The organism is Glycomyces tarimensis (assembly GCF_054776215.1).
Window position 1 is genome coordinate 12,709 of record NZ_BAAHCB010000002.1, and the last position, 14,350, is coordinate 27,058.

Annotated in this window: 11 protein-coding genes; 8 read left to right on the top strand and 3 right to left on the bottom strand. The window is 68.0% G+C overall.

All coding sequences use genetic code 11. The features are described 5' to 3' along the window. Positions 1-6: 6 nt before the first annotated feature. A complete protein-coding gene (eccCa, locus tag ACYVK3_RS02185) occupies positions 7-4,032 on the bottom strand; it encodes a type VII secretion protein EccC (protein ID WP_460495622.1) in 4,026 nt (1,341 codons plus the stop codon). 245 nt (positions 4,033-4,277) lie between these two features. On the opposite strand from eccCa, the gene eccD reads away from it, so the two are divergent. The 3 genes from eccD (at position 4,278) to ACYVK3_RS02200 (ending at position 8,188) form a co-directional block, all read left to right on the top strand. Further along, entirely contained in the window at positions 4,278-5,693 is a 1,416-nt protein-coding gene (gene eccD / locus ACYVK3_RS02190) for a ubiquitin family protein (RefSeq protein ID WP_460495623.1), read from the top strand. Positions 5,694-5,734: 41 nt separating this feature from the next. Continuing rightward, positions 5,735-7,300, top strand: coding sequence for a type VII secretion protein EccB (eccB, locus tag ACYVK3_RS02195; RefSeq protein WP_460495624.1), 1,566 nt, complete (start codon positions 5,735-5,737; stop codon positions 7,298-7,300). Positions 7,301-7,381: 81 nt separating this feature from the next. Further along, positions 7,382-8,188 (top strand): nuclear transport factor 2 family protein, encoded by an 807-nt coding sequence (locus tag ACYVK3_RS02200; protein WP_460495625.1) that lies wholly within the window; start codon positions 7,382-7,384, stop codon positions 8,186-8,188. Between the two features lie 58 nt (positions 8,189-8,246). Here ACYVK3_RS02200 and ACYVK3_RS02205 read toward each other — a convergent pair whose 3' ends face one another. After that, entirely contained in the window at positions 8,247-9,017 is a 771-nt protein-coding gene (locus ACYVK3_RS02205) for an SGNH/GDSL hydrolase family protein (RefSeq protein ID WP_460495626.1), read from the bottom strand. Positions 9,018-9,215: 198 nt separating this feature from the next. After that, positions 9,216-9,989 carry a GntR family transcriptional regulator gene (locus ACYVK3_RS02210; protein ID WP_460495627.1) on the bottom strand — a complete coding sequence of 258 codons (774 nt, stop codon included), beginning with the start codon at positions 9,987-9,989 and terminating at the stop codon, positions 9,216-9,218. A 231-nt stretch (positions 9,990-10,220) separates the two neighbouring features. Here ACYVK3_RS02210 and ACYVK3_RS02215 point away from each other — a divergent pair, with 231 nt between their 5' ends. The 5 genes from ACYVK3_RS02215 (at position 10,221) to ACYVK3_RS02235 (ending at position 14,350) form a co-directional block, all read left to right on the top strand. Beyond that, positions 10,221-11,144 carry a transporter substrate-binding domain-containing protein gene (locus tag ACYVK3_RS02215; protein WP_460495628.1) on the top strand — a complete coding sequence of 308 codons (924 nt, stop codon included), beginning with the start codon at positions 10,221-10,223 and terminating at the stop codon, positions 11,142-11,144. 11 nt (positions 11,145-11,155) lie between these two features. Next, positions 11,156-11,932: an amino acid ABC transporter permease gene (gene ehuC, locus ACYVK3_RS02220; RefSeq protein WP_460495629.1), complete on the top strand. Its 777-nt coding sequence runs from the start codon at positions 11,156-11,158 to the stop codon at positions 11,930-11,932. After that, on the top strand, positions 11,929-12,597 hold the full coding sequence (locus tag ACYVK3_RS02225; RefSeq protein WP_460495630.1) for an amino acid ABC transporter permease: 669 nt from the start codon (positions 11,929-11,931) through the stop codon (positions 12,595-12,597). The genes ehuC and ACYVK3_RS02225 overlap by 4 nt, the downstream gene beginning before the upstream one ends. Further along, the gene (ehuA, locus tag ACYVK3_RS02230; RefSeq protein ID WP_460495631.1) at positions 12,578-13,393 is read left to right on the top strand and encodes an amino acid ABC transporter ATP-binding protein; all 816 of its coding nucleotides are present in this window, start codon (positions 12,578-12,580) and stop codon (positions 13,391-13,393) included. The genes ACYVK3_RS02225 and ehuA overlap by 20 nt, the downstream gene beginning before the upstream one ends. A gap of 276 nt (positions 13,394-13,669) precedes the next feature. Next, a complete protein-coding gene (locus tag ACYVK3_RS02235; RefSeq protein WP_460495632.1) occupies positions 13,670-14,350 on the top strand; it encodes a potassium channel family protein in 681 nt (226 codons plus the stop codon).

Genomic DNA, 14,350 nt, shown 5'->3' on the forward strand with positions numbered 1-14,350 from the left:
TTGTCGTTACGAGCCGTTCGGCGGGAGCAGCGTCGTCTGGATGAGCTGCTCGCCGTCCTTGCGGCGCACCAGGGTGCCACGGCCGGCGGGCTGCGGGCTGGGCCGCAGCTTGCCGAAGATCGCGCCCTCCTCCTTGCGGCCGCTCATGAGCAGGCCGGGGGATTCGAGCTGCTTGATCTGGCCCATCACCGGGTCCATCATCGAGCGCCCGGCGCCGGTGCAGCGGCGGGCGATGATGATGTGGAAGCCGATGTCGCGGCCCTGCGGGATGAGCTCGGTCAGGATGCTCATGGGGTTCTGCCTGGTCGCCACCATCTCGTAGTCGTCGACGATGAGGTACAGGTCGGGCCCGGTCCACCAGGAGCGGTCGCGCAGCGCCGCCGGCGAGACGTCGTCGCCGGGCAGCCGCTTCTCGATCGGCCCCTTGAGGTTCTTGCAGGACTGCTCGAACTGCTTGCCGGACATGGCGTAGTCCAGCAGTGTCGGCTTCGCGATCTCCTCGAGCATGCCGCGCCGATAATCGGCCATGATGACCTTGGCCTCCTGCGGCGTGTACGTCGACTGGATCTGCTTGGCGATGTGCCGCAGCAGGTTCGTCTTGCCGCACTCGGAGTCGCCCAGGATGAGCATGTGCGGCTCCTGCTGGAAGTCCAAGTACACGGGCTTGAGGCCGGCCTCGTTGAGGCCGATCGGGATGCCCGGTTTGGACCGGTCGACGGCTTGGAGGAAGTCGGTGACGTGCAGCTCGCGCGGCAGCAGCCGCACCGGCGGGCACGCCGGGCCCCTCCAGGCCTGCTTGACCTTCTTGACGAAGTCCTCGACGCCGCCCGAGAGGTCGTCGCCGTCGCGGATCCCGTCGATGCGCGGCACACCCGACAGGAAGTGGAGCTTCTGGAGCGACAGACCGCGGCCGGGCCGGTTCTTCGGCACGTTCGCGGCCTTCTTGCGGTCGATCTCGGACTCCATGTTGTCCGAGAGTTTCAGCTCCAGTTTGAGGCCGAACATGTCGCGCATGTTCATGCGGATGTCACCCCAGCGGGTGCAGGTGACCATGACGTGGATGCCGTAGGCCAGACCGCGGTTGCCGATGGCCCTGACCTGGTCGACGAACGGCTCGAAGTCCTCGCGCAGGGTCAGCCAGTTGTCGACGACGAGGAAGACGTCGCCGTACGGGTCGTCTTGGAACCGCCCTTCGGCCTTCATGCGCCGGTAGGAGCCCATGCCGTCGATCTTGTTGGCGGTGAAGAAGGCCTCGCGCTCGTTCAGGATGGACATGACCTCCTGAATGGTGCGCCGCACGCCCTCTTCCTCCTGGCGGCCGAAGACGCCGGCCACGTGCGGGAGGTCCTCGATGCCGCGCAGCGTGCCGCCGCCGAAGTCGAGGCAGTAGAACTGGACCTCGCGCGGCGTGTGCGTCAGCGCCATGGAGCCGATGAGCGTCCTGAGCATCGTCGACTTACCGGACTGTGCCCCGCCCGCGATGGCGACGGTGCCCTGCGCGCCGGACAGGTCGACGATGAATGGGCTGCGCTTCTGCTCGAACGGCCGGTCCTCGTCGCCGAGGACGGCGTGCAGCTTCCCGTTGAGCGCGAAGCCCGTCGGGGTGAGCCCGCGCACCGGGTCGGTCTCGAGCGGCGGCAGCAGCTGGTCGAGCGTCGGCGGCTCGTTCAGCGGCGGCAGCCACACCTGGTGGGCCGGGCGGCCCATGCCGAGGCAGTTGTTGACCATGACCTCGAGGTCGGAGAGCTTCTCGTTCTCCTCGTCGGCCGCGGTCTGCGGCAGCTCCTCCTCCGGTTCCTCGTCGACCTCGGGTTCGGGCGGCAGTTCGACGCGGCCGGGCAGGAACCGCTGCACCTTGTGCTGGACGGCGGCGATGCGCTCGGCGCGGGAGGCGACCCGCTTCGGCGGCTTGTAGGCGCCACCGACGTAGGCGGCGCGGAAGCGCACCAGGTCTTGGGTGCCGACCTGGAGGAAGCCGTGGCCCGGCTGCTGCGGCAGCTCGTAGGCCGCGCCGGTGCCGATGACCGTGCGCGACTCCTGGGCGGAGAAGGTGCGCAGTGCGACCCGGTAGGACAGGAACGTGTCCAGGCCCTTGAGCTTGCCTTCCTCGAGGCGCTGGGAGGCCAGCAGCATGTGCACGCCGATCGAACGCCCGATGCGTCCGATCTGGAGGAACAGGTTGATGAACTCCGGCTTCGCGACGAGCATCTCGGAGAACTCGTCGGCGATGATGAGCAGCGTCGGCATCGGGTCGAGCGGCTGGCCCGCGGCGCGGGCCTTCTCGTACTCCCACCGGTTGGTGAAGTTGCCGGCCCGGCGCAGCTCCTCCTGGCGCCGTACCAACTCGCCCTCCAGGGCGTCCTGCATGCGGTCGACCAGCTCGATCTCGTCGGCGAGGTTCGTGATGACCGCCGAGACGTGCGGCAGCTCGTCGAGGGCCGCGAACGTCGCGCCGCCCTTGAAGTCGACGAGGATGAAGTTGAGCTCCTCGGAGGAGTGCGTGGCGATCAGGGAGCCGACGATGGTGCGCAGCACCTCGGACTTGCCCGAACCGGTCGCGCCGATGAGCAGGCCGTGCGGGCCCATGCCGCCGACGGCGGCCTCCTTGAAGTCGATGTCGACGATGCCGCCGTCCGGGCCCGGTCCGATGGGGACCTTCAGGTAGTCCTTGATCGGCTTCTCGCGCCAGTGGATCGCCGGGTCGAGCGCGGCGGAGTCGTTGAAGCCGAGCATCTCCGGCAGGCTCGACGGGTTCGCCATCGGCGAGGCGTCCTCGTCGCCGGACTCGGTGGAGCCGCCGGCGCCCTTGAGCGTCAGCCGCCACGGGCTCAGGCTGCGGGCGATGCCCTCGGCCTGGTTGTAGGAGAGGCGGTCCGGCTTGCCCAGCACGCGCTTGCGTCCGGCCTGGTCGGTGCGGATCTCCTCGGGGGTGACGTCGAACAGCTTGATGTGCGGCCCGGGCTTGCGGGGCAGATAGCCGGAGAAGTCGAAGACCGTCACCCCGGCCATGCCGTCGGCGGCGATGATGCCCGTCGGGTCGATCTCGCCTCCGTCGAGGATGATGAGCAGGTGCCGCTCGCCCTCGGCGGCCGTCGCCCCCGGCGACCACCCGGCGCGGCTCGACAGCTGCTCGCGCAGCGCGGTCTCGAGCTGGCCGGTGGAGTTGTAGAACATGCGCACCGGTCCGGCGCCGTCCTCTTCGGACGGGTGCTGGAGGTGCGGCAGCCACTTCATCCAGTGCCACTCGGGCATCCGGTCGTTGTCGGCGACGACGGCGACCAGGACGTCGTCGGGCGAGTGCAGCACCGCGAGCTGGCAGATCTGGGCCCGCAGGTTGTCCATCACCAGGGCCCGCTCCCCGCGCAGGACCATGCGCCCGGCCTCGGTGTACTTCATGGACCTCGGGATGTCGATGACGTTGGAGTGCGCGGCCACGAAGCGGCGCAACGCCATCGACGTCATCGGCTCCAAGTCCTCGACCGGTTTCGTCTCCGGTGGCACCAGCTTCATCGTCATGCGCTGCTTGCCGACGCCGACGCGCACGTCGAGCGCGTCGTCGTCCTTCGAGCGCCGCTCCCACATCCGCCTCGAGCCGACCAGCGACCACAGGGCGCGCGGATCGGGGTGGCGCCAGCGCGCCGCCCGCCACTGCCGCTCCGCGCCCTTCCGGGCGCGGCGGCGGACCTGGTTGAGGTAGCGCATGTAGTCGCGCCGGTCGGCGTTGAACTCGGCCTTCTTCTGGCCGCGGTTCGAGGTGATGTTGGTGGCCATCATGCCGATCATGGACACGCCCATCATGGCGCCCATGGCCATCATGAGCGGGTCGATGCCACCGCCGGTCGCCCCGCCGCGACGCATCATCATGAGCGTCATCGCGGCGGCACCGCACAGCATCGGCAGGATCATCAGATACTGGCCGATGGATTTCGGCTGCGGGTCGGGCATGTCCGGCGGCGACTCGAGCAAGATGTCGCCGCGCGGAGCCTGCGGACCGCGTTTACGCGGCGGCCTGCGGAACAGTTTGGTCGTCACAATGGGTCCTTGTACTCACCGGGGGACGCGCCACCACGGCGCAGCTTGCGAGCCGTGATTCGGGATCCACGGTGAAGCTGGCGAGCCGTAATTCAGCGTTGCCGTATAAAAGATATAAGTGCGCTCTGTCGAGTATCGCACTATCAGGGTAGAGCCGCATCGCCACTGGGCGCGCGTGCCCGCTTGCGCGGTGGCCTTATCCTGTACAAGTCCCCCAAACTCGACCCGACCCGGAGGTTCGTGCGGTGAGCACCAAGTCGGCCACCCTCAGCAGGGTGACGATCGTCAGTCCTCGGACCAGGATCGACCTCGCGCTGCCCTCAGACGTTCCTCTATCGGACCTGCTGCCGACGATCCTGCACCAGGCCGGCGAGTACTACATCGACGAGGCCGGCGACAACGGCGGCTGGATCCTCTCCCGGCTCGGCGAGGAGCCGCTCGACACGGGGCACTCGTGCTCGCAGCTGTCGATCAACGACGGCGAGATGCTGTACCTCAACCCTGCCGACGCCGCCAAGCCCGAGATCGTCTTCGACGACGTCATCGACGCCGTCGCCACCGCCACCGAGCAGCGCGGCAACCGCTGGGACCACATGGCGACGAAGCGCTTCGCCGTGGGCGTCGGCACCGCCGCGCTCGCCGCCGGCGCGATCGCGGTCCTGTTCACCGGGCCGCCGCAGCTGCCGGGCGCGATCGTGGCCCTCGGCGTCGCGGCGATCCTCGTCGGCGCCTCGGCGCTGCTCTCGCGCGCCGTCGGCGACTCCCGCGCGGCCACCTACTTCGGCGTCACCGCCGTGCTCTACGCCGCCGTCGGCGGCCTGCTCATCGCGGCCGGGGACGCCACGATCTCCGAGCTCGCCGCGCCGCACGTCATGATCGCGGCGAGCGCGATCCTGCTGTTCAGCGTGCTGGGCATGGTCGCCGTCGGCGACATGGCCTCGGCCCCGGTGTTCATCACCTCGATCCTCGGCGCGATCGTCCTGGCCATCGCCGTGGCCTTCATGATGCTCATCGACACCTCCTCGGACCCCTCGACCGCCGCGACGGGCGCCGCCATCGCCGCGCCGCTGGCCCTGGCGATCCTGCCGGCCGCCCCGCGGCTGTCGCTCACCATGGCGATGGTGCCCACCCCGCAGCTGCCGTCCACCACCGAGGAGCTCAAGGAGGGCGATTCCGACCCCGTCGACGGCAAGCGGATCCTCAAGCTCTCCGAGCACGCCGGGAACTACTTGGAGGCGCTGTACGCCTTCGCGGCCGTCGTCGGCCTGGTCTCGGCGATCGCGCTGGCCTTCTCGGGCACCGTGCCCGGCGTCATCCTGGCCACCGTCATCGCACTGGTCCTGCTGAGCCGCTCGCGCACGATCGAGGACCGCCCGGCCCGCATCGTCATGCTCGCTTCGGGCATGGGCGGCCTGGCCGTCGTGCTCACGGCGATCTTCCTCGGCGGCGACACCCTCGTCCGCCTGGTCGCGATCCTCGGGGCGCTCGCCCTGCTGACGGTGATCGCGATGGTCTACGGCCTGGCCGTGGCCGGCAAGAAGATCGCGCCGACGTGGGGCCGCCTGCTCGACATCTGCGAGGCGCTCCTGATCGTGTCGATCCTGCCGCTGGCCGGCTGGATCTGCAATCTGTACACCTTCGCGCTGTCGATCAAGGGCTAGCTCCCCGACCCCCGAGCCGTTTCCGAGAGAGGCGAATTTCGATGCCGCAGATGCGTTCCCGCCGCGAGCAGGTGGACGCCCACCGCTTCATCACGTCGCGGATGAACCAGGCGCTGGTCCTGGCCAACCCCGACTCGGTCGAGCGCCCGCTGCGACGCATCGGCGTCTCGATCTTCGCGTCGGTGATGATCATGGTGCTCATCCTCGGCGGGTTCCTCATCGCCGCGCTGCTCAACAAGGGCAACGACGATCCGATGGCGAACCACATCATCTTCGAGAAGGGCACCAACGCGATCTACGTCTACACGACGATGTCGGGCAAGGAGCCGACCGAGGACGACCCGCTGAAGCTGTGGCCGGTGGCGAACTACACCTCGGCGCTGCTGCTGCTGTCGAGCCCCTACCAGGACGAGCCGCCGACGCAGTCGTTGAAGCCCGAGTCGCTCTCGGGCTACCCGCGCGGTTTCACGATCGGCATCGAGGGCGCCCCGCCGTCCCCGCCGCCGCCGGACAGCCTGCTGCAGAACGAGCTGTGGCACGTGTGCTCCTCGCCGGTGCGCGACGGCCGCAACGAGCACCTGGTGCAGGTGGCGGTGGCCAAGGACAGCGAGCCGGACATGCCGGCCGCCGAGCCGCTCGGCGAGCAGTGGCTCTACGCGCGGACCGTCGAGGGCGACATCTACCTGCTGACGAGCAACCGCAAGTACAAGATCGCCGACGATGAGTACTTCAACAAGGTCGGCCACGACGAGGACGACGTGGCGACGGTGAAGAAGGAAGTCATCGACACCATCTCGCCCGGACCGGACCTGGCCATCACCCCCCGGCCCGAGTTCGGCACCCCCTCGGACGTGACGATCGACGGCATCGAGGCGAACTACGGGCAGCCGGTCCAGGAGGGCTCGTCGCTGTACGTCCTCATCGAAGGGGCCGACGGGGCGACGTTCGCGCCGATCTCCGATGTCATGCGCCAGCTCCTCGAGCCGGAGTACGGCGCCGGCGTGACTCTCGAGATCAACTCCACGCACCTGACCGAGCACGGCGCACAGGGCGACTACGAGGAGGGCTCGTTCCCGGCGGCCATCCCTGCCGAACCGGTCACGGTGTCCGGCAACCGCCCGGCGGTGTGCAGCACCTTCGACCCGACCGCGACCGGCGAGGCCGCGAACATGGTGATCGGCACGTACGAGACGGCGCCGAAGCTGCTCACAGACCACGCCGAGTCGATCACGATGGACGACGGCACGATCATCGCCACCGGCGACCCGGTCGCCCAGACGGTCCTGCCCTCGGGACACGCGGCGCTGGTCAGCCCCCAGCAGCAGCCGGGCACGACCGTCAAGAGCGTCACGTACCTGATCGACAGCCTCGGCTACAAGTTCGGCATCCAGGACTCCGGCACGCAGCACGGCTCCACCAAGGCCCTGCTCGGCTACAGCAGCGTGGAACCGGTCGGGGTGCCCGAATCGGTGCTCTCGCTCGTGCAGGCCGGCGCGGTCCTCGATCCGGAGGAGGCCCGCAGCGAGCTCGACCCGAGCGGCGAGAGCCAGGTGCCGTTCGATTCGGGCGAGAGTGAGGAGGCGGCGGCCGAGGAGGGCGGCGAGTAGCCGCGATCTCGCGGGGGCATGTCCGAGTCGCACCCGCGTGTTAACTTGGTGCGACAGCACCGTAAGACATGAGGACGCATCATGGCCTATCCGCCGCAGAACCCGGGTTACGACCCGAACCAGCAACCGCCTCAAGGGCAACCCGGCGGCTACTCCCCGCAGCAGCCCGGCTATGGACAGCAGCCCGGCTATGGGCAGCAACCGGGGTACGGCCAGCAGCCGCAGCAGCCGGGGTACGGCCAGCAGCCCGGCTATGGGCAGCAGCCTGGCTACGGCCAGCAGCCCGGATACGGGCAGCAACCTGGCTACGGCCAGCAGCCCGGATACGGCCAGCAGCCTCCCGGCTTCCCGCCGGCGCCGCCGCAGAAGTCGAAGACGGGCCTGATCATCGGCGTCTCCATCGGCGCCGTCGTCCTCATCGCCGCGATCGCCCTCGTGATCTGGCAGCCGTGGAGCGGGGGCGCCGGTGACGCGCCTTCGGCCGGGGACTCCCCGGAGACCGTCGTCCAGAACTACATGGACACGACGATCTCGTCGCTGGAGGCGAACGGCTTCTCCGACCTGCCGGGCTTGTTCGAGGACATTCGACCGTACCTGTGCGAGAGCGCGCAGAGCGACATCGACACCATGATCCAGGAGTCCACCGACGCGGCGGAGCTGGAGGGCATGGAGGAGATGCTCGAAGGCGCCGAGTACAGCGCCGACTACGAGATCACAGGATCCTCCGAGAGCGGTGACACCGCTGTCGTCGACGTGACGATGACCGGCGAGATCACGATGGCCGAACTGGGCTCCACGCCCATCGACACCGAGATGAGCCTCGACATGGTCAAGGAGAACGACACCTGGCTGATCTGCGACAGCGAGGCCGCCAACCTCATGGAATAGATCCGACGGATTGTGAGGGCCCCGCCGGACTCACCGGCGGGGCCCTCGTCGTCTCGTGTCACAGCACGTTGGACAGTGCGCCGAAGTAGCCGGCGTTCTGGCCGTCGCGGTTGGGGTGGTAGGACTCGGCGATGGGCCAGGAGATCCCGTTGAGCCATTCGGCGTCGTCGCAGACCGAGTGCCCGTCGAAGCGGCCCCGGACGTCGACGTACCGGAAGCCGTAGTCGCCGGCGACCGAGCCGATCGCCGCGGCGAGCAGATCGGCGGCGGAGTTGAGCCGCGCCTGCTCTGCGGGGCTGATCCTGGTGATGGCGTTGCACTCCTCGCCGTTGAACAGACGCGGGTACCCCAGCACGATCACCTCGGCGTTCGGCGCGGCCCTGACGATGGCGTCGTAGGCGGCGCGCAGGCGACCGGGCAGCTCGCTCTGGATGTAGCGCTCGGCCGCGTCGATCTGGCCGTCGCACGTCAACGGGTAGGGGTAGGCGCACTGCTGGATCACCGAGGACCAGCCGGTGTCGTTGCCGCCGATGGTGACGGTGACCAGGTCGGTGCCGGACGACAAGGAGCCCAGTTGCTCGGCGATGAGGTCGCCGGTCTTGGCGCCCGAGCATGCGGCGAAGGTGAAGTCCGCGCCGAGGTCGCCGGCGAGCAGGCTCGGGTAGGCGTACTCGCTGCGGCTGCAACCGGAGCCGTCGTCGAGGTAGGCGCGCGTGCCAAGCCCAGAGGCGTAGGAGTCGCCGAGTGCGACGTATTCGACGGTCTGCGCCTGGGCCGAGGCGGGGATGAAAAGGACGGCGGTGAGCATCGCGGTGATGGCAGAGCCCACCAATGTGGAGATTCGCCGGGGATATATCATTTTGGGCTCCGTCTCGAGTTTTGTCCGGGGGACTGGAGCCCTGTTTATATCAATTTCACAACGGACAATCCACGAGCGGAATGTGAAGAGTCGGAATAATGACGCAGCCCGTTCTACTTGAGAGGCAGCGTGATCAAGGGCGAGCTTCGGGGGCCGGCGGGACCGGGCTCAGACGCCTTCGGGCAGATCGAGGCGGTCGAGGGGCTGCGGTTCGTCGGGAGTCTCGGCCTGCAGACGCTCGTCTTCGTCCTCTTTGGCCCGCTCGGGCTCGGCGAGGAGCCGCCGGACCTCCTCCTTGAGATGGGACTCCAGCAGCGAGCCGAACCGTTCGGCGTCGCCGTCGGTGAGCGCGCCCAGCAGGACCACATGCTCGGCGGCGAGATCGCGGTGGACCTCGAAGTTCTCGTACATCGAGAAGGTGCACAGGCGCGTCTCGATGAGCAGGGTGCTCATCATGCGCTCGAAGCGAGCCGATCCGCCCGCGGCGGCCAGGAGCCGGTGGAAGTCGAGGTAGGCGTCGCCGAGCTCGCGGGCGTCGTCGTTGCGCAGGGCCCGCTGCATGCGCCTGACCTCGGCGGCCATCTCCTTGAGCATCAGCCGCCGCTCACCGGAGGGCAGCTTGAGGAGCCGGCGTCCGAGCTCGGGTTCGATCCGTGCGCGCAGCCAGTGGACGTCGCGGACGTCGTCGGCGGTCATGGTGCGCACGGCCAGACCGCGGCGGCGCGGGATGACGAGCAGGCCCTCGGCCGTGAGCCGCTGCATGGCCTCGCGCAGCGGCCCGCGGCTGACGCCTAGCTGGTAGGCGAGTTCGGCCTCGCCGAGCGGCGCGCCGGGCGGGAGGGCGCCGTCGAGGATCGCGTGGCGGATGGTGTCGGCGATGAGATCTACCGTCGAGGTGCGCCGAACCGGGGCCAGGCGCCCCACCTGACGGGTGCTCGACAACCCGCTCCTGCGATCCGACACGGCCGTCAACTCTCCTTCTGCGCCTACTGGTCAGCATCCTAGCGCCACCCGTAAATCACGCTCGGACGAAACGTTGGGTTGCGGTGTGCGTCAAATGCGTGGTTTCTCGACGGATTCGTTACCGAACGTCGATCATCGGATTGTCGACAAACTTACAGTAGACCGCTAGGGTCGGCAATGTACACGAGAAAGTTTCTGGAGGAGACCACCGTGTCAGACAATTTGAAACTGAACCGCCGCCACCTGATGCTCGGAGCTTCGGGAGGTGCGGCCGCCGTCGCGCTCGGCGCCTGCTCGCGGACCGACTCCGGCGGAGACGGCGAAGACGGGGGCGGTGGCCTCCTGGAGGACGCCCAGGACGGCGGCACCATCCGCGTCGCCTATGCGAACGAGAATCCCTACGCCTATACCGCCGAGGACGGGTCGGCCACCGGCCAATCGGTCGCCGTCCACACCTACCTCCTCGAGCAGCTCGGCATCAGCGCCGACCAGATCGACTGGAGGCAGACCGAGTGGGGCAGCCTCATCCCCGGGCTCGGCACCAACCACGACATGGTCATCGCCGGTATGTTCATCAACCCCGAGCGGTGCGAGGAGGTCGCGTTCGCCGAGCCCGACTACGTCATGCCCGACACGCTCCTGGTGCCCGCCGGCAACCCGCTCGGACTGTCGGACATCAACTCCGTCGCCGAGCACGACAGCGCGGTCATCGGTGTGATGAACGGGACCACCGAGCACGCCAACGTCGAGGCCATCGGCATGCCCGAGGACCGCATCAACGTCCAAGAGGACCTGTCTGCGCTGATCCTCGAGCTCAAAGCCGGGCGCGTCGACGCGATCGCGCTGACCCAGATGAACCTCCAACTCGAGGCCGAGGCCGACGACGAGCTGGAGACCACTGAGGGCTTCTACCCCGTCGACGAGAACGGCGAAGAGATCATCGGCGCCGGCGCCGCGGTCTTCCGCCCGGCCGACACCGAGTTCCGTGACGCCCTCAACGAGGAGCTCGCGAAGCTGCTCGACGACCCCGAACAGTGGGAGAGCCTGGTCGCCGAGTTCGGATTCACCCGCGAACTCCACTTCCCGCCGGAGGACCTCACCGCCGAGGAACTCTGCGGCGGCAATTACCAGTAGCGGAGCAGACCATGGACTGGTCGAGAGTCATCGACTCACTCCCCGGCTACCTCGACCCGCTGCTGGTGACCATCCAGGTCACCGTGGCGGCGTCGGCGCTGGCGCTGGTGGTCGCCTTCGGGCTGGGGCTGGCGACCAGCTCCAAGCACCTCATCGTGCGAACCCCGGCGCGGGCCTTCGTCGAACTGATCCGCGGTTCCTCCGTGGTCGTCCAGCTGTTCTGGTTCGCCTACGCGATGCCGGTCATCCTGGGCATCCAGTTCGACTACCTGATCCTGGTGGGGATCGTCGCGCTGGCGCTCAACTACGGGGCCTACTCTTCCGAGGTCGTGCGGGGCGCCATCGCCGCGGTCCCGAAGTCCCAGTTGGAGGCGGCGACGGCGCTCAACTTCACGCAATACCAGAAGATGCGCCTGGTCGTCATCCCACAGGCCTGGCCGGAGATGATCCCGTCGCTGACCTCGTTCGCGATCATGCTGCTCAAGGCCAGCGCGCTGGTCTCCATGGTCGGCATCGCCGACATCACCTTCCGGGCCGACGTCCTCGGCAGCGCACCGGGGCAGAGCCCGGTTCCGCACTTCACCGTCATCCTGGTGATCTACTTCGTGCTCGCCTGGCTCATCTGGACCGGGATGCGTGCGCTGGAGAGCCGGGCCAAGCGCGGCATGGGCATCGAGAGGCCCACCCGGAAGGCCCGCAAGGGCTCCGCCAGCGCTCTCGGCGGCTTGGAAGACGACGAGACGGCCACCGCCGAGGCCGAGCTCCGACGAGGAGGTGACCGGTCGTGAACGGCTGGAGCAATGAGATCGCCGCCGAGGTCTTCCCGATGGTCCTCCAGGGCTTCTGGACGGTCCTGCAGGTCACCGCGGTCGCGGGCATCATCGCCGTGGTCCTGGGCCTGGTGGTCGCCATCGTCGAGCGGATCTCCCCGCCCTGGCTCCGGCGGCCGGTCAGCTGGTTCATGCAGTTCGTCCGCAACACGCCGCTGCTGGTCCAGGTGCTGTTCGTCTGGTACGCCACCAGCCTCTACATCAATCCCGAATGGAGCGCGTTCGCGGTCGGCTCGGCGGTGCTGGGACTCCACTACGCGTCCTACACCTCGGAGTCCTACCGGGCCGGCATCGAAGCGATTCCGGTCGGCCAATGGGAGGCGGCGACCGCGCTGAGTCTGCCGACCCACCGCACCTGGTTCGCCGTGATCCTGCCGCAGATGATGCGGCGCTCGACCGCGGCGGTCGCGAACTGGATCATCGCCATGTTCAAAGAAGTGCCGGTGCTGTTCGCGATCGGCGTGATCGAGATGATCGCCCAGGTCCAGAAGTACCAGGGCCTGAATTACTCCGGCGCACTTGAGGGTTACACCATCGCGGGCCTGTTGTTCCTCGCCGCCTCGTATCCGGTGGCGGTCGCGATGCGCAGATTGGAGATCCGTCTTGCCAAGTCCCACTACTGATACCGAGCCCATTATTCGCTTCGACAGAGTCAACAAGTCGTTCGGCGCCCTGGAGGTGCTCAAGGGGCTGACGTTCGACATCGACCCAGGCGAGCGTGTCACGCTCATCGGGCCGAGCGGCTCGGGCAAGACCACGATCCTCAGGCTCCTGATGACCCTGGAGCGCGTGACTCCGGTGAAGCATGCCGAGAAGAACGGCGGCGTCATCTGGGTCGAGGGCGAACCGCTGTCGCATATGAAGCGCGGCAGCAAGCTGGTCCCTTCCAATGAGCGGCACCTGCGCCAAGTCCGCCAGAAGGTCGGGATGGTGTTCCAGCAGTTCAACCTGTTCCCGAACATGAAGGTCATGCGCAACGTGACCGAGGCCCAGGTGCACACGCTGAAGCGGTCGAAGGACGAGGCCGAGGCCAAGGCCCGCGAGCTGCTCGAGCTGGTGGGGCTGTCGGACAAGATCGACAGCTACCCGAGCCAGCTCTCGGGCGGGCAGCAGCAGCGCGTGGCGATCGCCCGGGCGCTGGCCATGGATCCCGACATCCTGCTGCTGGACGAGGTCACCTCGGCGCTGGACCCAGAGCTGGTCGCCGACGTCCTCGGCGTCCTGCGCGACATCGCCGACAGCACGAGCATCACGATGCTCATCGTGACCCACGAGATGGGCTTCGCACGCGACGTCTCCAACCGCGTCATGATGTTCGACAAGGGCGTCATCGTGGAGGAGGACACGCCGGAAAAGATGTTCTCCGACCCGCAAGAAGAGCGCACACAGGACTTCCTCAGGGCTGTCCTGACGGAGTAGAATCGGAATCTCCTCCATCCTTGGAGAGTGTTAGGGGTGTTCGAGGGGGCGGTCATGAGGGGTTTAGGGCCGCCCCCTCTTTTCTGTGAGCGCCGCTCGATCCGGCGCGCCGCCCCACTCGGTCCCGCGACGCCATCGCCGCGCGGAGTGACGCCGCCGGTATGAATCGCGATCACGCTGGGTCAGTGGCAGAATCTAACAGCGAGTCAACGCGTACCCGTGAAGGATCGCGCTCATGAAGCTGTTCGGTGAGGACGAGTGCGAGGATCCACGCTCATGAACCTGTTCGGAAGAACCGAGGTCGCCACCGGCGAGGCCGTCGCCGTCATCGGCCTCGGCCGCTTCGGCACGGCCGTGGCCCAGTCGCTGACCCGGATGGGCCACGAGGTCCTCGCCATCGACGAGCGCCCGGACATCGTCCAGCGCTACTCCGAGTCCCTCACCCACGTCGTGCAGGCCGACTCGACCGACACGGCCGTGCTCAACCAGCTCGGCGTCGGCGAGTTCGACCACGTGGTCGTCGCGATCGGCACCGACATCGAGGCGAGCGTGCTGACCGTCCTGGCCTGCGAAGAGGCCGGGGTCCGCGAGATCTGGGCCAAGGCCATCAACGCCAAGCACGGCCAGATCCTGCACCGCACCGGCGCCCACCACGTCGTCTATCCCGAGGCGGCGATGGGTGAGCGGGTCGCGCACCTGGTGAGCGGCAAGATGATGGACTTCATCGAGTTCGACGACGGCTTCGCGATCGTCAAGACCAAGGCTCCCGCCGAGGCGATCGACCGGTCCCTGGGCGAATCGAAGCTCCGCTCGAAGTACGGCGTCACCGTCGTCGGCGTCAAGAAGACCGGCGAGGACTTCACCTACGCCACCGCCGACACCGTCGTCCTCGAAGGCGACACCCTCATCGTCTCGGGCAGCACGAAAAAGGTCGAGGCGTTCGCCGCCACCACCTGA

Coding starts and splice junctions, on each gene's coding strand:
- eccB (WP_460495624.1), top strand. CDS start 5,735: ATGCCGCAGATGCGTTCCCGCCGCGAGCAGGTGGACGCCCACCGCTTC.
- ACYVK3_RS02200 (WP_460495625.1), top strand. CDS start 7,382: ATGGCCTATCCGCCGCAGAACCCGGGTTACGACCCGAACCAGCAACCG.
- ehuC (WP_460495629.1), top strand. CDS start 11,156: ATGGACTGGTCGAGAGTCATCGACTCACTCCCCGGCTACCTCGACCCG.
- ACYVK3_RS02235 (WP_460495632.1), top strand. CDS start 13,670: ATGAACCTGTTCGGAAGAACCGAGGTCGCCACCGGCGAGGCCGTCGCC.